Genomic DNA, 20,105 nt, shown 5'->3' on the forward strand with positions numbered 1-20,105 from the left:
TTCAGTCTCTGAAGACAAAAGTTTCATGCTCGACGTAGCGATCCACGTCTTTTGCACGCTCGTACGCCATATTCAAGATGATTCTTGTCACATCTTCAGTTAGTGGTTTTACACGATGCAATGTTGTATCTGTCTTCAGCAGATATACATCTCCGGTTTGATGGTAATGCGACTCAATATTGTTCTCTACTAAGAGGTTCTCAATTCGCGGATTTTTCTTATCCCAATCTGTGTGAGGCACACATTCGAGAAGTCCACCTGCTTCGATGCGTGGCGCTTCTACAATCCAGATTATCGTGAACGGGTAGTCCCCCCAATGCCACCCATGAGTATCACCCGCTTTGTGCTGCGAGTTGATAATATAGTTGTCCCAGATCCAGGGTGTAGGAATAATTTCTTCTTTTACAATATGGGCCACAAGACCCTTCAGATAATTTGAATCATAAGCTTTTGTAATATAGGCACCGTGCTCTGCAATCGTATCTCGTGTAACATTACTCAAGTATCGTGGCGTATTACCTGTGGACTCAATCAACATGTCTCGGCGTTTTGCATGATTGGCCAACAAATACTTTACTTCGGCCATAATATTATCTCGCACACCTGCATCCATCAGGTGGTTGATTTTCAAATATCCGTGACGAGCAAACTGATGCCGCTCCCAAAAAAAATCTCGCCCTTGATGCGGAATGGTATCCAAGACATCGACGTTCGATTGCTTGGATGAGTTAGTTTCGCAATTATTTTCCATTCTCATTTTCTTCCAATATTGGTTTTGAGGTGAGATTGGATCCTAAGCTGAACCGTTTTTTAAATAAATAGCACCACGGGTCGTATTATGCGACCGCGCAGGTAGTAATGCCTCTACTCCACATTTCACCTGGCGTATTTTTTCAACTCCTAGTTTTTATTAGAAAGGCGTCATTTCTCGACCTAAAGAGTCAAGGCAACCAATGTTTTTCAGTACACCGATTGGCACAACGCGGCAATACAACTTCAAAGCATCCTGCGTGGTTTACTTCTCATTGCCATATCTAAACCAAATAAAGCCTTATCCCGTTGTCCTACACAGGGTTCCTCTTAGCCACTCTGTAAGCCGCGAAAGCTGGTTTAAATCCGCTAATCTAAAACCCATTCCGACAGAAAAAGGGTTTCCTACTGCTTCCGATCACGCTTTTTGCGAACGTGCCTCACATCTTGAGTGAGGTCCTCCATGAAGCTGCCACTGCGCCCTTCTCTTTCCCGCGCTGCCATCCTGCAAGTACTGACCCTGATCGTGCTGATCGGCATGTTGGTCCACCAGCAGTGGCAGATTTTCCACCTCAAGGCCGGCTTTGAGTCCGCTGCGAACCTGGAAACCGTTAACGCAATCACCCGACGCATCAACGGCGTGGATGACAGGCTCGATGCCGCTAGCCAGTTGAAGTCCGTGACCATCGATGATTTCAGAGCCGGCCAGCAGGCACTCTCCAACCGAATCGATGCTGTTCAAGCTCTCGTCAAGCAGGTGCAGGAGGCGTCTCAGGACGCAACTCAGCAGGCGGCCTCGATGCAAGAGGTTGTCGTCATGGGCGCTCGGATCGAGGAGCTGCAGGTGAAACTCCAGGACCTGCGTGCAACTAAAGCCGCATCTGCTCAAGTCACTGCTGCGGCCAAGCCGAAGGCTCGGTCGCTGGCCATATCTACAAGTTCGGTGTCGACGACGGACTACCGGGCGGCGTCCCTGGCACCAAAGTGCCTATCAACCTCCATGCCGATGAGTTCAACGAGCTGATGGGTGAGGAATTCATTCCGATGATCAACAAGGGTGGTGGTGCCGGCATGCAGGTGACTGCCTACACCCAGACAATGAGCGATATCGAAGCGAAGATCGGCAACAAGGCCAAGGCTGGCCAGGTGATCGGTAACTTCAACAACGTGTTCATGCTGCGCGTCCGCGAAACGTCCACCGCCGAGCTGCTGACAAACCAGTTGCCTAAGGTTCAGGTTTTCACATCCACCCCGGCCAGCTCGGCGAATGACAGTGCAACGGGCAATACCGCGTTCACATCATCCAGTCATGACCAGGTGCAGCAGGTCAGCGTGCCAATGATTGAGCCAGCCCATGTCGTCGGCCTGCCCAAGGGCCAATGCTTTGCGCTCATGGAAGGCGGCAACCCGAAACCTCGACAGATCGGCTGCTGCCGCTTCTGCCGCTCGTTGGGCCGTGCTGTTCATGATTATGACTTTCATGCTGTTGAGTTGATTTTTCCAAGGAGATAAAGATGACGCTGTATTCACTGTTCACTCAGGCACGTGCTTTTTTGAAACGCCGGCCTTTTTCGGTGCTGCTGACGGCTGCCACACCTGGCACTAGTTTCGCGGCTCTACCGGGTGCACAAGCACCCACACGCGGCACTGGGACCAGCTTCCTGCAGACCTTCCAAAACTATGCCTTCGACGGCTTCACGCTGCTGGGTCTATGCATGTGCGCGTTCGGCATCATTTTGGTGGGGCGACATGCGCTGGGCGTCTACCACGAGATCCACATGGGCAAGGCCAAATGGGCTGACCTGGGCAGTACCGCGGTAGTCGGTGTTTGCTTGATCGGCGTCACGATCTACCTGGTCACCACCGCTACCAACATTCTTTGAGTCCTAGAGGCTTCCATGCGCGAAGCCCCGAAGACCGGCCACCTGACTGGCGAAACACGTAAAGGCGGTGATGCCTTGCATGCCCTGTTCGACAAGTTGCCTGAGGACACTGTGTTGGCCATCACCCTGGTCATCACACCTCAAGACGTGCTGGAGGCTCATCTTGAAAAGCTGGCACGCAAGTCGGTGGGTGACAACCAGGCTTCACTACTGACCCGCGAAGCGGTAAACGATGCCAGGAAACTGATCGGTCGTGAGCACAAGCTGTACCGAGGCAGCATCGCCTTTTACCTCAAGGGAAATGACGAAGCACAGCTCACCGCGCGCAGCATGCAGTTGACCAACGCATTGCTGGGTGCCGGTATGGAACCCGTCGCATCTGACGACGAGGTGGCCCCGCTCAACAGCTACCTGCGTTGGCTTCCCGGGAATTTCGACGTCAATCAAAAGCGATCCATGGACTGGTACGTGCAGATGATGCTCGCCCAGCATGTTGCAAACCTGTGCCCGGTGTGGGGTCGCTCCAGTGGTACTGGGCATCCTGGTATCACGCTATTCAACCGTGGTGGGGCTCCACTGACATTTGATCCATTCAACAAGCTGGATCGTCAGATGAATGCCCACATGTTTCTGTTCGGCCCCACAGGTGCAGGTAAGTCCGCCACGTTGAATAACCTGCTCAACCAGCTCATTGCGGTTTACGCACCGCGCCTGTTCATCGTCGAGGCGGGTAACAGTTTCGGCCTCTTAGGGGATTTCGCGAAAAAACTTGGCTTGACAGTCAACAGGATCAAGCTGGCCCCGAACTCGGGCGTTAGCCTGGCTCCGTTCGCCGACGCTATTCGATTGGTAAACACCCCGAGCCAGGTCAAGACCTTGGACGCTGATGACCTAGAAAGCTCTGACGAGCATATCAATGCCAAGGCCGATGAAGACAATGATGAACGGGATGTTCTCGGCGAGATGGAAATCGTAGCCCGCTTGATGATCACCGGCGGTGAAGAAAAAGAGGAAGCCCGGCTTACCCGGGCGGACCCCAGCGTAATCCGACACTGCATCCTTGCAGCGGCCAGAGTTTGTTCCGACGCCGATCGCACCGTCCTGACTGAAGATGTCCGGAACGCGTTGCGCACGGCCGGCGAAGATACCTCCATCCCAGAGGGCAGACGCAACCGCATGCTTGAAATGGCCGAAGCCATGGACATGTTCTGCATGGGCGCCGACGGAGAGATGTTCAACCGTACCGGTACGCCTTGGCCTGAAGCAGATCTGACCATTGTCGACCTGGCCACCTACGCACGTGAGGGTTACAACGCCCAGCTGTCGATCGCTTACATCTCGCTGATCAACACCGTTAACAACATTGCGGAACGTGATCAGTACAAGGGCCGACCGCTGGTCAACGTGACAGACCAGTTGTTCAACGTAAACAGATTTTCAGGCCACTACCGCCGCAATGAGATGAACTCCAACCAAGTCGAGGCGATGTATAAAAAACTCACTGCGATGACCGGTATACGGATGACGCCTCACCGCTTCCGACACACGATCGCCAGTGAACTAATGACGCTACCGGAGCGCAACATCTATCTGACCAAGAAATTGCTGAACCACTCGAATATAGCTACCACGATGGATTACATCGAACCCGACTACGACATGATGCGGGAGGTGATGAATGAACGAGGAAAGCGGCCGGCCAAAATCAGCTACATGGCAAAACCGGATGCGACGCTGCGTGCTGATAGACACCGATCAATATCTGCTCCAGTTAAGGACTTGACTGCGTCGACTAAGACTCGCGAAACCACTGCAGAAGCCGAAAGCTCAGCTGGCCAGGCCTTGGCCAGGCCCCGCGCACTGCCTACACCGATCTCGACCATGTGCCCATCAACTGCTCCAGATACCAGGACAGCGAACCGCGACGAGACGCCCTCACCCACTAGTGACCGCGACACCGCAGTCAGCCAGCTACCGTTAGGCTGCTCCAGTCCAGAAGATCTGTTGAGAAGCTTGGGGGAACTCACCAGGTGGGTACAGAACAACATTGCCGGCGGAGGAACTGGTGCTGAACCAGTGATCGAGGAAAGACCTGTCCCAAGCCAGGATGCTCGGCATCTACGCCCTGAAATGCTGGAATTGGCCGGATGGATCGGCAGGTCAGGCTGATCACTTGCGTTGGATATTTGTAAAAATACTCAATCTGCCATTATCAGCAGATGCATCGCGATGCTGATTATTTAGTTATCGGGCCTAATGACTGCCTCATATGGGCCGATACACGCGCAGCACAGCATTTTTTGCCAAAAAAAACGCCCCGTACACAAGCTTTCGCTCGGTACGGGGCGCTCCAATTTGACATCACAGCTTGCTGGCGCTATGTTTCGCGACAGACGGCTGCTTGTTTGGGTATAAGACCCCTCATACGGTAAAGCCTGCCTCAAACTGAGACATGAACACCCATCAAGGTCCTAAAGATACAGCCACAACAGTGTTTGGTCGGGGTAAGGGGATTCGAACTCCTGACATCCTGCTCCCAAAGCAGGCGCGCTACCGGACTGCGCTATACCCCGGTAAATCAAGGCACCTCAACCAGCTGCCTGCGACCTGATACGAGTGGCATCAGATCTTTAAGATTCGGCTCCAAGGTGAACCTTGGAACCAAAAATGGTGGGTCGTGTGGGATTCGAACCTACGACCAATTGGTTAAAAGCCAACTGCTCTACCAACTGAGCTAACGACCCAAATATGGTCGGGGTAAGGGGATTCGAACTCCTGACATCCTGCTCCCAAAGCAGGCGCGCTACCGGACTGCGCTATACCCCGACTGAAACTGCATTGAACCTTGCGAAATCTGGCTCCACGACCTGGACTCGAACCAGGGACCCAGTGATTAACAGTCACTTGCTCTACCAACTGAGCTATCGCGGAACTATCGATTTCAGATTCAACTTTACAACCTGTCGCCTTGAAATCAGCTTGCTGTTAACTCGTTGATTTCAATCTCATCGACCTTTCCGCTTCGTTTGTATCGTTGCGTTCACGTCTCTGAGGCGCGCTATTCTACAATTTTAAAAACACCTGTCAACCCTATAAATTGCTTTTTAAGACAATGATTTGCGATTTTTTTTCAGATCGCCTCTCGGGCCTGATTCTACTGCTGACCGCGCCTCAAAAAAAGGCCCTCGGTTCGAGGGCCCTTCTATAGAGCGGTGACGAGCGCTGTCAGACAAACGTGATCTCGTCGTCGACCACCTTGCCGGTGATGGTCGTGCCAGGCATGAAGCTGCCCGAGAGGATCATCTGCGCCAGCGGGTTCTCGATCCAGCGCTGGATCGCCCGCTTCAGCGGCCGTGCGCCATAGACCGGGTCGTAACCAACGGCGATCAGCTTGTCCAGCGCCTCGGGGCTCAGGGTCATCGACAGCTCGCGCTCGGCCAGACGCTTGCGCAGGCGGCCCAACTGGATGTCGGTGATACCGGCGATCTGGTCACGCGCCAGCGGTTCGAAGATCACCACTTCGTCGATCCGGTTAACGAACTCCGGACGGAAGTGCGTACCGACTGCGTCCATCACCGCAGCACGCTGCGCCTCACGATCACCGACCAGTTCCTGGATCTGCGCCGAGCCCAGGTTGGAAGTCATAACGATCACGGTATTGCGGAAGTCCACCGTGCGCCCGTGGCTGTCAGTCAGGCGTCCGTCTTCAAGCACCTGCAAGAGGATGTTGAATACATCGGAATGCGCCTTCTCGACCTCGTCGAGCAGAATCAGCGAATACGGTTTGCGACGCACGGCTTCGGTCAGGTAGCCGCCCTCTTCGTAACCAACGTAGCCTGGCGGTGCACCGATCAGGCGAGCCACGGAATGTTTCTCCATGAACTCGGACATGTCGATACGCACCATCGCCTCTTCGGTGTCGAACAGGAACTCGGCCAGCGCCTTGCACAGCTCAGTCTTACCCACGCCGGTCGGGCCGAGGAACATGAACGATCCGCTCGGACGATTAGGGTCGGAAAGCCCGGCACGCGAACGACGCACGGCATTGGAGACCGCGACCACCGCTTCTTCTTGGCCGATCACCCGGTTGTGCAGCAGGGTTTCCATGCGCAACAGCTTCTCGCGCTCGCCTTCGAGCATCTTCGACACAGGGATACCGGTCCACTTCGACACGACCTCGGCAATTTCTTCCTCGGTTACCTTGCTGCGCAGCAACTGGTTTTCCGGCTTACCGTGCTGGTCGACCATTTGCAGGCTGCGCTCCAGGTCCGGAATGATCCCGTACTGCAACTCGGCCATGCGGTTCAGATCGCCCCGGCGGCGCGCGGCCTCCAGTTCCTGGCGAGACTGTTCGATTTTCTGCTGAATCTGTGCCGAGCCGGTGACCTCGGCTTTTTCCGAGGTCCAGATTTCTTCAAGATCCGCGTACTCAAGCTCAAGACGCTCGATTTCGCCCTGAAGTTTTTCCAGGCGCTTGATCGCTGCCTCGTCCTTTTCCTTCTTGAGGGCCTGAGCTTCTACTTTCAGCTGGATCAGGCGACGTTCAAGGCGGTCGAGCACTTCAGGCTTGGAGTCGATCTCCATGCGAATACGGCTGGCCGCTTCGTCGATCAGGTCGATGGCTTTGTCCGGCAACTGGCGGTCGGTGATATAGCGATGGCTCAGCTTGGCCGCCGCGATGATCGCGCCGTCAGTGATGGCGACCTTGTGGTGCACTTCGTAGCGCTCTTTAAGGCCACGCAGGATCGCGATGGTGTCTTCTTCACTTGGCTCGTCGACCAGGACTTTCTGGAATCGACGCTCAAGCGCCGCATCCTTCTCTATATATTGGCGGTACTCGTTGAGCGTGGTAGCCCCCACACAATGCAGCTCGCCGCGCGCCAGCGCAGGTTTGAGCATGTTGCCAGCGTCCATCGAGCCTTCGCCCTTGCCGGCACCAACCATGGTGTGCAACTCGTCGATGAACAGAATGATCTGGCCTTCCTGCTTGGACAGTTCGTTGAGCAGCGATTTGAGGCGCTCTTCGAACTCACCCCGGTACTTGGCACCGGCAATCAACGCGCCCATGTCCAGCGACAGCAAGCGCTTGCCGCGCAGGCCATCGGGTACTTCGCCATTGATGATGCGCTGCGCCAGGCCCTCGGCAATGGCGGTCTTACCCACGCCAGGTTCGCCGATCAGCACCGGGTTGTTCTTGGTGCGGCGCTGCAGGACCTGAATGGTGCGACGAATCTCGTCATCACGACCGATCACCGGGTCGAGCTTGCCCTCTTCGGCACGCTTGGTCAGGTCGACGGTGTACTTGTCCAGCGCCTGACGCGACTCTTCGACGTTCGGGTCATTCACGGCACCTTCGCCGCGCAGGTTGTTAATGGCATTTTCCAGGGCCTTCTTGCTGACGCCCTGCCCCAGCAACAATTTGCCGAGCTTGCTGTTCTCGTCCATTGCCGCGAGCAGCACCAGCTCGCTGGAAATGAACTGGTCGCCTTTCTGCTGCGCCAGACGGTCAGCCTGATTGAGCAGGCGCGCCAGATCCTGCGACATGTTGACGTCGCCGGTCGGGTTCTGGATTTTTGGCAGGCGGTCCAGCTCTGCGCTCAGTTCTTTGCGCAGGCTGTTGATGTCGAAGCCTACCTGCAACAGCAGAGGCTTGATGGAACCGCCCTGCTGCTCAAGCAGCGCCTGCATCAAGTGCGCAGGTTCGATGGCGGGATGGTCGAGGCCAACGGCCAGCGACTGGGAATCGGATAACGCTAACTGTAATTTACTGGTCAATCTGTCGATACGCATTTGTCACCTTCCTTTAATGCAGGCCGGAGCAATGAACACACCTATAAAGAAAACCTGCTGAATAGCAAGTTAGATGCGGACGATTCTGCGCGTTTCAAGCGGGCCGGGTTTGATACAGATCAGATGAGCGTTCAGGCAAGCCTAGCTGGCTTGTGCAAAACAGCCCGGCAATCAGGCGTGTTCGATCCAGATCAGCGAAGCAAAGCGGCCAGTGCGCGCGGCGCGGCGGTAGGAAAAGAAGCGCGGGTCGGTGAAGGTATCCAGCACGCCGCCGTACACGGCAGAGATACCTTGGGCTGCCAGTCGTAATCGGGCGAGTGCGTAGATGTCGGCCATGAAACGATCAGGATTCGAACTGGCGACAAACGCAGCGGCTGTCTGCGGGTGGCTGGCGGTAAAGGCCTCGCGCACCTCGGGGCCAACTTCGAACGACGGCTGACCGATAGACGGTCCTAGCCAGACTATGATGTCTTCGGGAGCACTCTGCAGACTGTTGGCCGTCGCTTCCAGCACCCCGGCCGCCAGTCCACGCCAGCCGGCGTGCGCGGCAGCCACACGCGTACCGTCACGACGACAGAACAGCGCAGGCAGGCAATCGGCGGTCATGATGGTGCAGGCCACGCCAGGCGTGCTCGTCCAGCTGGCATCGGCTTCAACAACGCGGGATGGATCGGCAGGTACGACGTCTACGCCGTGCACCTGCTTCAACCAGGCGGGCCGAGCATTGAGACTGGAGGTCAGGCGCTGGCGATTGGTCGCCACGGCCTGCGGGCTGTCATCGACGTGATCGCCCAGATTGAAGCTGTCGAATGGGGCCAGGCTGACCCCACCCGAGCGAGTGGTAACGCAGGACTTGATCTGTGCTGGCGCAGGCCAGTCAGGTATCAGCCAGTCATTCACCCGATGAACGCCTCGCGATCCTGCTTGAGCAGAGACAGCAACCAGACGAAATCGTCCGGTAACGGCGATTCCCAGCTCATGCGCTTACCGGTGGTCGGATGATCCAGCTCCAGGAAGCGGGCATGCAACGCCTGCCGCGGGAAGGTCTTGAGCGAATCGACCATGGTCAGGCTGGCGGCTGGCGGAATACGGAAACGACCGCCATAGGCAGGGTCGCCGACCAACGGATAGTTGATGTGCGCCATGTGCACGCGAATCTGGTGGGTACGCCCGGTTTCCAGCTTGACCCGGACATGGGTGTGCGAACGGAAACGCTCCAGCACGCGGTAATGACTGACCGCCTGCTTGCCGCCTTCCATCACCGCCATGCGCTGGCGCTGCTGGCCGTGACGGCCGATCGGTGCGTCGATCTTGCCGCCTGCGGTCACCACGCCGATCACGATGCACTCGTAGATACGGCTGACGCTGCGACTCTGCAACTGGGTAACCAGCTGTGTCTGCGCCTGAATGGTCTTGGCGACCACCATCAGACCGGTGGTGTCCTTGTCCAGACGGTGCACGATGCCGGCACGCGGAACATTGATGATGTCCGGCACATGGTGCAGCAAGGCGTTGAGCAGCGTGCCATCGGCATGACCGGCGGCCGGATGCACCACCAGCCCGGCAGGCTTGTTGATGACGAGGATCTGGTCGTCTTCATAGATGATGTCGAGCTCGATGTCCTGAGCGACCCATTCACCCTGGGCCTCCTGCTCGGCAATCAGCTCGAGAACAGCGCCACCGTGCACGATGTCGCGAGGGCGAAGAACGCCTCCGTCCACAGTCAGGCGGCCGTCCTTGATCCAGGCGGAAAGGCGCGAGCGCGAGTGCTCAGCGAATAATTGTGCGGCGACTTGATCGAGGCGTTGACCGCCCAATTCGGACGGCACCTCTGCGCGGAGTTCTATATTTTCGGACATGACCAGACTAGGTGGCGGCTAGCCTTTGGTTTCGGCAGCGCGCTTGTGGTTAAATACGGCGTCTTTTGTCCCGCCGGTATCGCGGGGCGCTCATCATAACAGGACGGCCCCGCCCAAGACAGCAGGCCGTTATAGGGACGCAAGCCGCCATGCAAGTGAAACACCTGCTGCTGATCGCCATCCTCGCATTGACTGCGGCCTGTTCGTCGAAGGAAGTCATCGACGAAAACCTCAGCGAAGTCGAGCTGTACCAGCAGGCGCAGGCCGACCTGGGAAATAACAGCTATAACAGTGCCACTGAGAAGCTCAAGGCGCTGGAATCTCGCTATCCGTTCGGTCGCTACGCCGATCAGGCTCAGCTCGAGTTGATCTACTCGAACTACAAAAATGGTGAACCCGAAGCAGCCAAATCCGCTGCCGAGCGTTTCATCCGCCTGCATCCTCAGCACCCGAACGTCGACTACGCGTATTACATGAAGGGCCTGACCTCCTTCGACCAGGACGTGGGCCTTCTGGCGCGCTTCCTGCCGCTGGACCAGACCAAGCGTGACCCGGGTGCTGCCCGTGACTCGTTCAACGAGTTCGCCCAGCTGACCAGCCGCTTTCCGAACAGTCGCTATGCGCCTGACGCCAAGCAGCGCATGATTTACCTGCGCAACCTGCTGGCGTCCTACGAAATCCACGTAGCCGACTACTACCTGACCCGTCAGGCCTACGTCGCCGCCGCCAACCGTGGCCGCTATGTAGTGGAAAACTTCCAGGAGACGCCTTCGGTCGGCGACGGTCTGGCGGTGATGGTCGAGTCTTATCAGCGTCTGCACCTTGACGACCTGGCTGCCACCAGCCTGGAAGTGCTGAAGACCAACTACCCGAACCACCCGCAACTGGCTGACGGCAAATTCACCCCGCGTGAAGCCGAGGCCGATAACCGCTCATGGCTGTCGAAAGCGACCCTTGGCCTGATCGACGGCAGCGCACCGCTGCCACCGGGCCAGACCCGCGCCGATCAGGACATGAAGAAGCAGTACCAGGACGCCAAGGACTCCATTCCGAAAGAGCTGCTGCCGGAGAATCAGGCCGAGCTGGACGAACAGGCAGCAAAAGACGCCGAAGCGAAAGGCACCAAGAGCCGTTCGTGGTTCAGCTACATGACCCTGGGTCTGTTCGACTGATCCTGAGCGCATGAAAAAAGAGGCCTTCGGGCCTCTTTTTTTGTGCATCAATTTTGCCACTGTGCGCCCGCTCGCGGCTTGGCTACACTGCGCCATCGTCAATCACTAAGCTGGTAGTCATGATTCGCTTACTTATGTGGGTCGCGTTGATCGCGGCGGTGGTCTGGTTCGTCAAGCGTCTGATCAATCCGCCCAAGCCGAAACCCCGCGCCGAGCCGCCTGAATTGGCGTCGACACCCATGGTGCGATGCGCGCAATGTGGCGTGCATCTGCCACAGGATCGTGCACTGAGCCAGGCACAGCAATGGTATTGCAGCGAGGCACACAGGCTGCAAGGCCCAGCGGCACGTGACCGCTGATTCACCGTCCCTTGTCAGCCCGCAGGCACAGCGGATTCTGCGGCTGTACCACCTTTATCGACTGACCATCGGCGTCGTACTGGTGTTGTTGATTTCCAGCAGCCTGGAAACCGAGCTGCTGCAACTGGCCAACCCGAACCTGTTCCGCTCGGGCTGCTGGTTGTATCTGGTGTTCAACATTCTGGTCGTCGTGCTGCTGGAACGCCCCAGCCGTCAGGCACAGTTTTTCGGCCTGGCGATGACTGACGCGATCATGCTCTCCGCGCTGTTCTATGCAGCGGGCGGGCCTTCAAGCGGTATCGGCAACCTGTTGATTGCCTCGGTGGCGATCAGCAACGTGTTGCTGCGCGGCCGTATCGGCTTGTTGATCGCTGCGGTTTCGGCCATCGGCATCATCTACCTGACGTTCTATATCAGCTTCGGCACACCCTCGGTCTCCAACGACTACGTGCAGGCTGGCTCGCTGGGCGCCTTATGCTTCGCCGCCGCCCTGCTGGTGCAGGCGCTGACAGCGCGCATGCAGGTCAGCGAGGTACTGGCCGAACAGCGCGCAGCGGATGTCGACAGCCTCGAAGCACTCAACGCACTCATTTTGCAGCGCATGCGTACCGGCATTCTGGTGCTGGACGCCAATCACCAGGTGCTGCTGGCCAACCAGAGTGCCTTGCACCTGCTGAGCCAGGAGCAACTGGTCGGCCAGATGATCGACACCTGCTCGCCGCAGCTGGTTGAACGCCTGCGCCAGTGGCTCGTCAATCCGATCATGGTGCCGCGCAGTATCACCACCGCCCCCGTCGGGCTGGTACTGCAACCGAGCTTTGCCACACTCAACCGTGGCGATCAGCGTCAGACGCTGGTTTTTCTCGAAGACCTGTCGCAGATCGCCCATCAGGCGCAGCAGCTCAAGCTCGCCGCACTGGGACGCCTGACCGCCGGGATTGCCCATGAGATACGCAACCCGCTGGGCGCCGTCAGTCATGCGGCTCAACTGCTTAATGAATCGGAAGAGCTCAGTGCAGCGGATCGACGCCTGGGGCAGATCATTCATGAGCAGTCGGGGCGCATTGATCGGGTCATCGAAAATGTCCTGCAATTGTCGCGCAGACGCGAAGCGCAACCCGAACTGCTCGATCTGAAAACCTGGCTGGAACACTTTGTCGCTGAATTTCGCAGTTCCACAGCGCCCAATCAGGCGATTCATGTCGACATCAGCCCCGGCACGCTGACAACCCGCATGGATTCTGGACAGTTGACGCAAATCATGACCAACCTGGTGCAGAACGGCCTGCGCTACAGCGGCAAGAATCATCCGTCAGCGCAGGTCTGGCTGAAACTGCACAATGAACCGAGAAGCGATTTGCCTACGCTGGAAGTGCTGGACGACGGGCCGGGGGTCAGCGAGCAACACCTGAGCAAGATCTTCGAACCGTTTTTCACCACAGAAAGCAAAGGCACCGGCCTTGGTCTATATCTGTCACGTGAACTGTGCGAAAGCAATCAGGCGCATCTGGAATATGCGCCCCGCCCCACGGGTGGCAGCTGCCTGCGCATTACCTTCGCCCACCCGTTCAAGACGAGCTGAGCATGAGCCAACGGCAAAAAATCCTGATAGTCGATGATGAGCCGGATATCCGCGAACTCCTGGAGATCACGCTGGGACGCATGAAACTCGACACCCGCAGTGCACGTAACGTTGCCGAAGCCCATGACTGGCTGGCCCGCGAACCGTTCGACATGTGCCTGACCGACATGCGTCTGCCTGATGGTAATGGCCTTGAGCTGGTGCAACACATACAGCACGGCTACCCCCACGTGCCGGTGGCGATGATCACTGCACACGGCAATGTGGATACCGCGATCAACGCGCTGAAGGCCGGGGCTTTCGATTTTGTGACCAAGCCGGTCGACCTCGGCAGGCTGCGCGAGCTGGTCAATAGCGCGCTGAGCCTGCCCGGCGCACCACCCACGCGAAGCATCGACAACCGACTGCTGGGCGACTCGCTGGCAATGCGTACCTTGCGTAATCAGATCGGCAAGCTGGCCCGCAGCCAGGCGCCGATCTACATCAGCGGCGAGTCGGGCAGCGGCAAGGAGCTTGTAGCGCGTCTGATCCACGAGCAGGGCCCGCGCATCGACAAACCTTTCATCCCGGTGAATTGCGGCGCCATCCCTTCCGAACTCATGGAAAGCGAATTCTTCGGTCATCGCAAAGGCAGTTTCAGCGGTGCCCACGAAGACAAGCCCGGTCTGTTTCAAGCGGCGCACACCGGCACGCTGTTTCTCGATGAGGTCGCCGACCTGCCGCTGGCCATGCAGGTCAAACTGCTGCGCGCCATCCAGGAAAAATCCATTCGCAGCGTCGGCGGCCAGCAAGAGCAGATCGTCGACGTGCGCATTCTGTGCGCCACCCACAAGAACCTGAATGCAGAGGTCGCGGCAGGTCGGTTCCGGCAGGATCTGTATTACCGATTGAACGTGATCGAAGTACGCGTGCCCTCGTTGCGCGAGCGGCGTGAGGATATCGACCAACTGGCAGCCAGCGTGCTCAAGCGCCTTGCCGGGAACGGCGCACAACCCGTCGCGCGCCTGAACGCGCAGGCGCTGGAAACGCTGAAGAGCTACCGCTTCCCCGGTAACGTGCGCGAACTGGAAAACATGCTGGAGCGCGCTTACACGCTGTGCGAGAACGACGAAATCCACGCCAGCGACCTGCGCCTGACAGAGTCAGCCAGCCCTCAGGAGAGCGACGGCCCGAGCCTGGCCGACATCGACAACCTTGAAGACTACCTGGAAAGCGTCGAACGCCAGCTCATTCTGCAGGCTCTGGAAGAAACCCGCTGGAACCGCACCGCCGCAGCAGAAAGGCTCAGCTTGTCGTTCAGGTCACTGCGCTATCGCCTGAAGAAGCTGGGCCTGGATTGAATGCGTTGCGCGGCAAAAACCGTGCGACGCAGAGCGTCACGAAAGGCATTCCACTAGAGCGTGCGGAACGATAGGTGCGCGCGAGAACATCGTCGCGCCCCACGCTCCGCGTGACCGACAGGATGACTAGCCTGCGAGGTGCCCCGCCGGCGCGTAGGGTGCCGGATCGATGATCGGCTCGCGCTCCAACAGCAGGTCAGTAATCAACTGGCAGGACGCCGGCGCCAACACCAGGCCATTGCGGTAATGCCCGCAGTTGAGCCACAGGCCGTCAAAACCTTCCAAAGGTCCGATAAAGGGGATGCCCTCGGGCGAGCCAGGGCGAAGGCCTGCCCATTGGGCGACCGGCTCGGCATGGGCCAATGGCGGAAGCAATTCGACGGCCGATGCCTTCAAACTTTCCAATGCGGCCTGCGTGGTGGTTTTATCGAAACCTTCGTGCTCAAGAGTACTGCCGATCAGGATATGCCCGTCACGACGCGGGATAGCGTAGCGCCCTTTCGCCAGCACCATGCTCGACAGAAAGTCCGATGCACACTTGTAGAGAATCATCTGGCCCTTTACCGGCTCGACCGGCAGCTCCAGCCCCAGGGTCTTGAGCAACTCGCCGCTCCACGCACCCGCCGCCAGAATCACCTGATCACCGGTGATATCCCCGGCAGGTGTCTGCACACCCGAAATCCTGCTGCCTTCACGGGTAAAGCCGCTGACTTCACACTGCTCGCGAATCTCGACATTGGGCATTGCCAGCAAGGCCGCCTTGAGCGATTTGACCAGGCGGGGATTGCGTACGTTGGCCACATCGGCCATGTAGATCGCCCGCGAATAGCCCTCACCCAGCACCGGCACGGCATCATTCACCGCCGAGATATCCACGCGGTTCAACGAGCGTTTTTCACGGACCGCCCACTCAAGCGCAGGCTGCTCGTCATCAAGATCGAGCCAGTATAGGCCGGTCCTGTGTACTTCAGGGTCGATACCGGTCTGAGCCAACAAACGCTCGGCGAGGTGCGGGTAGAAGTCCTGCGACCAGTGCGCCAGCGCGGTGACCGCCGGGCTGTAGCGCCACGGGTAAAGCGGCGAAACAATCCCGCCGCCCGCCCAGGAAGATTCCTGGCCAACGCCCGAACGATCCAGCAGCACGACGCTGACCTGCTCGGACGCCAGATTGAAGGCGGTCAACAGACCTATGACGCCACCGCCGACAATGACTATTTTTTGCTTGGACATCTTGGTCTCGTGACAAGGAAACGGTTTAGCGGCCCCAGCAGTCTTTGACAGTGACACCGCTGGTTGCGCCAGTGTTGGTACGCGCCCCGGTGCTAGTGATCACGAAACTGCCACACTTGTCGCCAGCCATCAGCGTGCCTCCGATAGGGTCAGCTGTCAGGGTGAAGTCGGTAGCGTTAAGGGTTGGCGTTATCTTGTAGTACGTATTGCCTAAGCTCACGGTGGCCCCCATGTAAGTGGGCTGAGGGGCCGTTCGTGAATAAAACCGCTCCAGCGCCTGGGTCTGCTCGGACAGCAGACTGGCAATCGCCGAACGCTGAGTACGTTTCACGTACTCGGTGTAACTGGGATACGCGATGGCGGCCAGAATACCGACAATCGCCACGACGATCATGAGTTCGATCAACGTAAAGCCCCTGGATGTCGCTCGCATGATTCGTTTCCCTATTGGATTTGTCGCCACATGATGCGTTGGTTGCCAATCCCGCCCTTTTCCGGCAGGCCATCAGGCGGGGCGCCGGTGGAGTTATTGACGATCTTCACCTCGTTGCCGTCTCTCGTACCCGCGACAATAGCCGAGACGACCGGGATGCCGGTGTACCCCAGTCCCGCGACAAGCAGGTCTGATCTGTTGATAGCGCTATCGCCGTTGGTATCGAGTACCTGATAGTTAAGCATGCTGCCAGTCGCGGCATTGAGCTCGAATACACGACCGGTGCCGGTGCTCTCACAAGGGTCGGCGGAGTTCACGGAGGCTGTCGAGAAGATGATCCGCCCATGGCTGGTCTGCGCGGGGTAAATGATCCGCTCGCCCAGGTAGGGCGTCACGGCCGAGAGCGGCATGTACCAGCCTTTCTTGACTGACCAGTCCACATCGTTGGTTGTCGACGTGAAATAGGTGGTTCCGTTACTGACGACGCTGCCATTGACCGCCTGCGCCTGCAGGTTCGCCTCGACGGTACTGCCCGCCCCGGAGTCGGCATCCCATATCGCGTAAAAATCCTGAAGAGCAGTTGTCTGCTTGTCTGCGACTTCGATGAACTTGCCCGTTCCGAAATAAACGATCTTGCCGTTAAGTGGATGATCGAGCACAAAAGGCTGAACCGTTATCGGTTGGTTGGCGCCGCGCGGTGCCGTGAACAAAGGCGCGCCGCCAAAAGCCACTTTCCAGCTGGCGGCGGTGGCGCCACTCATGTCGAACTTCCAGAGCCGACCTTTCAGGTCGCCAGCGTAGGCAGCCTGAACCACGTTTTGAGCGTTGACACGCAATTTGACCGAAGAAAGCCCGTTATCGGTTTCGTTGTTAAGCAACGGCGTCTGGATCTCGGCAATGAACGCCCCGGTATTGGCATTCAGCACATAGAGCGACGCCCTGCCGGTAAAACTGCCGTAACCGTTCCCGACCACCACAATCCCGGTACCATCCGCCATCCGCGCAACATCCGGTTTGGAATAGGCGTATCCAAGGTTGTTGAATTTGTTGTTGGCATTGGACGTGTCAGGTGCCTTGACCTCCCATAACGCGCTGACGGTGTTACTCGTACCCTCGAATAGCTTGATGGCGAAGAACGCTTTGCCGCCCGACCCGGTACCGCCATAAGCGACGGTGCGCCACGCTGAACCGGCTGACAACTGCGTATCGAACACCGCAATCTGCCCATCCACGGTGAACTTGTGTACGCCGGATCCGTAATTGGCCGATGCAATGGTAGCCAGCGAAGTCAGCGCAGTGGATGGCATGTATGCGTATCGTCTTGAACCATCACTGGTATTGATGACGTTGAAAAAGCCGTCATTGGCATTGGCCAGAATGCTGGGGGTCATGCTGTTTGCCTTTGTGGCCAGATACGTGGTGTAGGTGGTGTCACCCGTCAGGTCAGAGGCGGTCTTCTGTGAAGGGAGTGCAATACCAAGCGAAGAGTTGACGATATCGCCCAGCAGCCGGGGGCGTGCCCGAAACTTCGCATTGGCGGTGCCCTTGGCCCAGGCAATAAGCTCTGCCCCGGTGGCATTGGTTGGCAACGTCGCATTCAGCGCAGTCTGTTGAGCAGGGCTAAAGTTGGCATACTCCAAGGGAATCTTCGTCGGAGTGGAAAGCGTGCTCCACGACTCGAATACCGGCGGCGTCGAGCCAGTGACGATAGCCGTGTCAGTCGTCCAGACAGGCGCGCTCAAGGCACCTGTTATCTGATCCAGATTGAAGGCTTTGATAGTGCCGTGCCAATCGGTAGGATCGTAAAGCGTCTGGTAGAACTGAGTACCCGTCTGAAGCGTCGATGAGTTTGCCGCGCCGCCTGCGCCAGAGCCGACCTTGGCGTAGATGTCGCTCAATGCGAGATCCAGCGCCGAGCTGAGCCCCGAACTGTCGTTGGCCTGAAAGTATTTGCCGTGCCCGTGGGTATCGTTGGCAGCATCGTTCAACATCTGGTTCGATGCGGTAAAGCCGATGGTGTAGGTACTCATGTTCTGTTTCACGAAACCTGCGGTATCCCAGCTTTTGCCAGTCAGATCGCCACCCGTCGTCACGGCATCCCGGCGCAGGTCAATGTCATAGGCGAACTTGGCAAGATCGTCCAGATACAGCGTATCTCCCTCACCATCGCCAGACAGGTTGGCACCGTCATTGGCTGCGTTCAAATCCCAGTTGGGTAGCGAGCGAGTGGTGTCCAGAACATCGTCAGGGTCGTTGGTCGGGAACGTCCGGTCATAGGTCGGCAAGCCATCGGTTATAACGACACCGTAGTTTTTCTGGCAGCGGTACTGGATCGGGCTCACATAGGTCGATCCGCTTTGATAGAACGGCGTCATTCCCCGAAAGTAGCGGGTGATCTCATAGTAAGTTTCAGCCAGCGGAGTGTTGGCTGACGGCGTCAGGTTGCTGATAGCTGTTTTGAGGTCGGTGATGTTTTGAGTAGCCTTCTGTTGAGAGACACCCGTAGGTTGATAGGTACTGATCGCTACCGGCGACAGGTCCGAAACAACCCTGGCTATCTTGCCTCCGGGCCCTAAATCAAAATTGTTTGGATCATTGAACGTGGCAAGACCGATTCTGAGCGAGGTGTTGTTGGTCACCAGATTGGTCGCCACGGTTTTCGCGACGTTCATTCGGTAATCGTTGGGGATCACGCCATTGGTGTAGTCGCGTACACCAAAGAAATTAGGAGGGACCAGATCAATGAGGTAGGACAGGTAATCAGCGGTATATCGCGTCAGCCCGTTCCCGGCCGGATCGGGCAGGTTAAGGCAATACTGAGTGTTATTGCGAAAAACCGGACGCCCGCCAAATGGACACATCAGTGACAGGGTGAAAATACTGTAGGCATTAATATCGCCCACCGACAGAGTATCGTCATCCGAAAGCGTCGTTATGAACGGGCATACAACAGTGATTACGCCACTGAGACACTGAGTCGAGTAGTAGCTGATGTTAGGACGATTGACCGAGGCATCAAATCCCGAATCCCAGATGATGTTGTACATACTGCCCGAGTTATCGACGAGCAGCATAAGGTTCGGTGGCACCGCCGGAGAGCTCAACAAGGGCACTTGCGCTGGCGTGAAGGCATAAACGGGGCTTGCCAGATACAACGCCAACAGCGCGCCATAGAGGTATTTCAAGCCACCACGAAGCGCCTTAGCAGTTGGCATAAATACTCTCCAGCACTGTTCGTGAGGTGCCTTGAATGGCGATGGCTGTTACCCGATACATCGTTACCGAGCCCGTGCAATTTGCAGGACGTTTTATGGGCGTAGGCGTTGTACCCAGATTCTGGATGCCGAACAACGCATTGGCAGTCCCGATCCAGGTCACTCCGGAAGTGCCCAATCCCGGCCTGACTACGGTCGTTGAATCCGACGGCGGGGCGCAGGCAGCCGGTGGCGTACAGGGAACCATTGAAAACCCGGACTCCATGATCTTAGACTCGCCCAGACGCAACTGTGCCTCGGCTGCCTGAAACGACACATTACGAACCACGACACTGCCCGCCATCTTTTCCTGCAGCGTAGCGTTCTGCATGGAAGAGATACCCAGCAGCGTCAGCAGCAGCAGAAATACCAGACTGACCAGCAACACCATGCCGCGCTGTCGCGCAGGGAAAGTCTGTATCGAATTGAATCGCACGATCTTGTTCATGCCAG

General features: G+C 57.4%; 14 protein-coding genes, 4 tRNA genes and 4 pseudogenes. 10 read left to right on the top strand and 12 right to left on the bottom strand.

What is annotated here, in order from left to right; translation table 11 throughout:
* Position 1 precedes the first annotated feature (1 nt).
* Positions 2–751: a hypothetical protein gene (locus JOE34_RS02600; protein WP_003392791.1), complete on the bottom strand. Its 750-nt coding sequence runs from the start codon at positions 749–751 to the stop codon at positions 2–4.
* Between the two features lie 462 nt (positions 752–1,213).
* On the opposite strand from JOE34_RS02600, the pseudogene JOE34_RS02605 reads away from it, so the two are divergent.
* From JOE34_RS02605 to JOE34_RS25760, 6 genes and pseudogenes are all read left to right on the top strand, one after another.
* Positions 1,214–1,651, top strand: a pseudogene (locus JOE34_RS02605) (hypothetical protein); the annotation flags it as partial.
* Positions 1,652–1,665: 14 nt separating this feature from the next.
* Positions 1,666–2,157, top strand: a pseudogene (locus tag JOE34_RS02610) (TraM recognition domain-containing protein); the annotation flags it as partial.
* Positions 2,153–2,245: pseudogene (locus JOE34_RS02615) on the top strand (TIGR03758 family integrating conjugative element protein); the annotation flags it as partial. The pseudogenes JOE34_RS02610 and JOE34_RS02615, both read left to right, overlap by 5 nt.
* Before the next feature lie 19 nt (positions 2,246–2,264).
* Positions 2,265–2,633, top strand: coding sequence for a TIGR03745 family integrating conjugative element membrane protein (locus JOE34_RS02620; protein ID WP_003392802.1), 369 nt, complete (start codon positions 2,265–2,267; stop codon positions 2,631–2,633).
* A 15-nt stretch (positions 2,634–2,648) separates the two neighbouring features.
* Positions 2,649–4,049 (top strand): annotated as a pseudogene (locus tag JOE34_RS02625) (conjugative transfer ATPase); the annotation flags it as partial.
* Positions 4,038–4,802, top strand: coding sequence for a tyrosine-type recombinase/integrase (locus tag JOE34_RS25760; RefSeq protein ID WP_264692893.1), 765 nt, complete (start codon positions 4,038–4,040; stop codon positions 4,800–4,802). The pseudogene JOE34_RS02625 and the gene JOE34_RS25760, both read left to right, overlap by 12 nt.
* Positions 4,803–5,129: 327 nt before the next feature.
* Here the strand turns inward: JOE34_RS25760 and JOE34_RS02630 are convergent.
* The 7 genes from JOE34_RS02630 to rluD all read right to left on the bottom strand — a co-directional run bounded on the left by JOE34_RS02630 (position 5,130) and on the right by rluD (position 10,282).
* Positions 5,130–5,206 (bottom strand) — tRNA-Pro (locus tag JOE34_RS02630).
* 95 nt (positions 5,207–5,301) lie between these two features.
* A tRNA-Lys gene (locus tag JOE34_RS02635) sits at positions 5,302–5,377 on the bottom strand.
* Positions 5,378–5,382: 5 nt separating this feature from the next.
* Positions 5,383–5,459, bottom strand: a tRNA-Pro gene (locus JOE34_RS02640).
* A gap of 29 nt (positions 5,460–5,488) precedes the next feature.
* A tRNA-Asn gene (locus tag JOE34_RS02645) sits at positions 5,489–5,564 on the bottom strand.
* 294 nt (positions 5,565–5,858) lie between these two features.
* Positions 5,859–8,423 carry an ATP-dependent chaperone ClpB gene (gene clpB / locus JOE34_RS02650; protein ID WP_024664665.1) on the bottom strand — a complete coding sequence of 855 codons (2,565 nt, stop codon included), beginning with the start codon at positions 8,421–8,423 and terminating at the stop codon, positions 5,859–5,861.
* 171 nt (positions 8,424–8,594) lie between these two features.
* Positions 8,595–9,323, bottom strand: coding sequence for a peptidoglycan editing factor PgeF (gene pgeF, locus JOE34_RS02655; protein ID WP_122220589.1), 729 nt, complete (start codon positions 9,321–9,323; stop codon positions 8,595–8,597).
* Positions 9,320–10,282: a 23S rRNA pseudouridine(1911/1915/1917) synthase RluD gene (gene rluD / locus JOE34_RS02660; RefSeq protein WP_002551999.1), complete on the bottom strand. Its 963-nt coding sequence runs from the start codon at positions 10,280–10,282 to the stop codon at positions 9,320–9,322. Before rluD ends, pgeF begins: the two co-directional genes overlap by 4 nt.
* 149 nt (positions 10,283–10,431) lie before the next feature.
* On the opposite strand from rluD, the gene JOE34_RS02665 reads away from it, so the two are divergent.
* The 4 genes from JOE34_RS02665 to JOE34_RS02680 all read left to right on the top strand — a co-directional run bounded on the left by JOE34_RS02665 (position 10,432) and on the right by JOE34_RS02680 (position 14,735).
* Positions 10,432–11,454, top strand: coding sequence for an outer membrane protein assembly factor BamD (locus JOE34_RS02665; protein ID WP_003344571.1), 1,023 nt, complete (start codon positions 10,432–10,434; stop codon positions 11,452–11,454).
* Positions 11,455–11,573: 119 nt separating this feature from the next.
* Positions 11,574–11,813 (top strand): PP0621 family protein, encoded by a 240-nt coding sequence (locus tag JOE34_RS02670; protein ID WP_011266590.1) that lies wholly within the window; start codon positions 11,574–11,576, stop codon positions 11,811–11,813.
* A complete protein-coding gene (locus tag JOE34_RS02675) occupies positions 11,803–13,395 on the top strand; it encodes an ATP-binding protein (protein ID WP_016567133.1) in 1,593 nt (530 codons plus the stop codon). Before JOE34_RS02670 ends, JOE34_RS02675 begins: the two co-directional genes overlap by 11 nt.
* Positions 13,396–13,397: 2 nt before the next feature.
* Entirely contained in the window at positions 13,398–14,735 is a 1,338-nt protein-coding gene (locus tag JOE34_RS02680; RefSeq protein ID WP_003344575.1) for a sigma-54 dependent transcriptional regulator, read from the top strand.
* 126 nt (positions 14,736–14,861) lie between these two features.
* On the opposite strand, the gene thiO is transcribed toward JOE34_RS02680, so the two are convergent.
* From thiO to JOE34_RS02700, 4 genes are read right to left on the bottom strand one after another with little or no spacing between them, the layout of a single operon-like run.
* Positions 14,862–15,965: a glycine oxidase ThiO gene (gene thiO / locus JOE34_RS02685; RefSeq protein ID WP_024664668.1), complete on the bottom strand. Its 1,104-nt coding sequence runs from the start codon at positions 15,963–15,965 to the stop codon at positions 14,862–14,864.
* Between the two features lie 25 nt (positions 15,966–15,990).
* Positions 15,991–16,398, bottom strand: coding sequence for a type IV pilin protein (locus JOE34_RS02690; RefSeq protein ID WP_003392819.1), 408 nt, complete (start codon positions 16,396–16,398; stop codon positions 15,991–15,993).
* Between the two features lie 11 nt (positions 16,399–16,409).
* Positions 16,410–19,613 carry a PilC/PilY family type IV pilus protein gene (locus JOE34_RS02695; protein ID WP_024664669.1) on the bottom strand — a complete coding sequence of 1,068 codons (3,204 nt, stop codon included), beginning with the start codon at positions 19,611–19,613 and terminating at the stop codon, positions 16,410–16,412.
* The gene (locus tag JOE34_RS02700) at positions 19,600–20,100 is read right to left on the bottom strand and encodes a PilX N-terminal domain-containing pilus assembly protein (protein WP_003392823.1); all 501 of its coding nucleotides are present in this window, start codon (positions 20,098–20,100) and stop codon (positions 19,600–19,602) included. The genes JOE34_RS02695 and JOE34_RS02700 overlap by 14 nt, the downstream gene beginning before the upstream one ends.
* Positions 20,101–20,105: the final 5 nt, after the last annotated feature.

This window comes from Pseudomonas sp. PvP028, assembly GCF_017832255.1.
GTDB classification, from domain to species: Bacteria; Pseudomonadota; Gammaproteobacteria; order Pseudomonadales; family Pseudomonadaceae; genus Aquipseudomonas; species Aquipseudomonas syringae.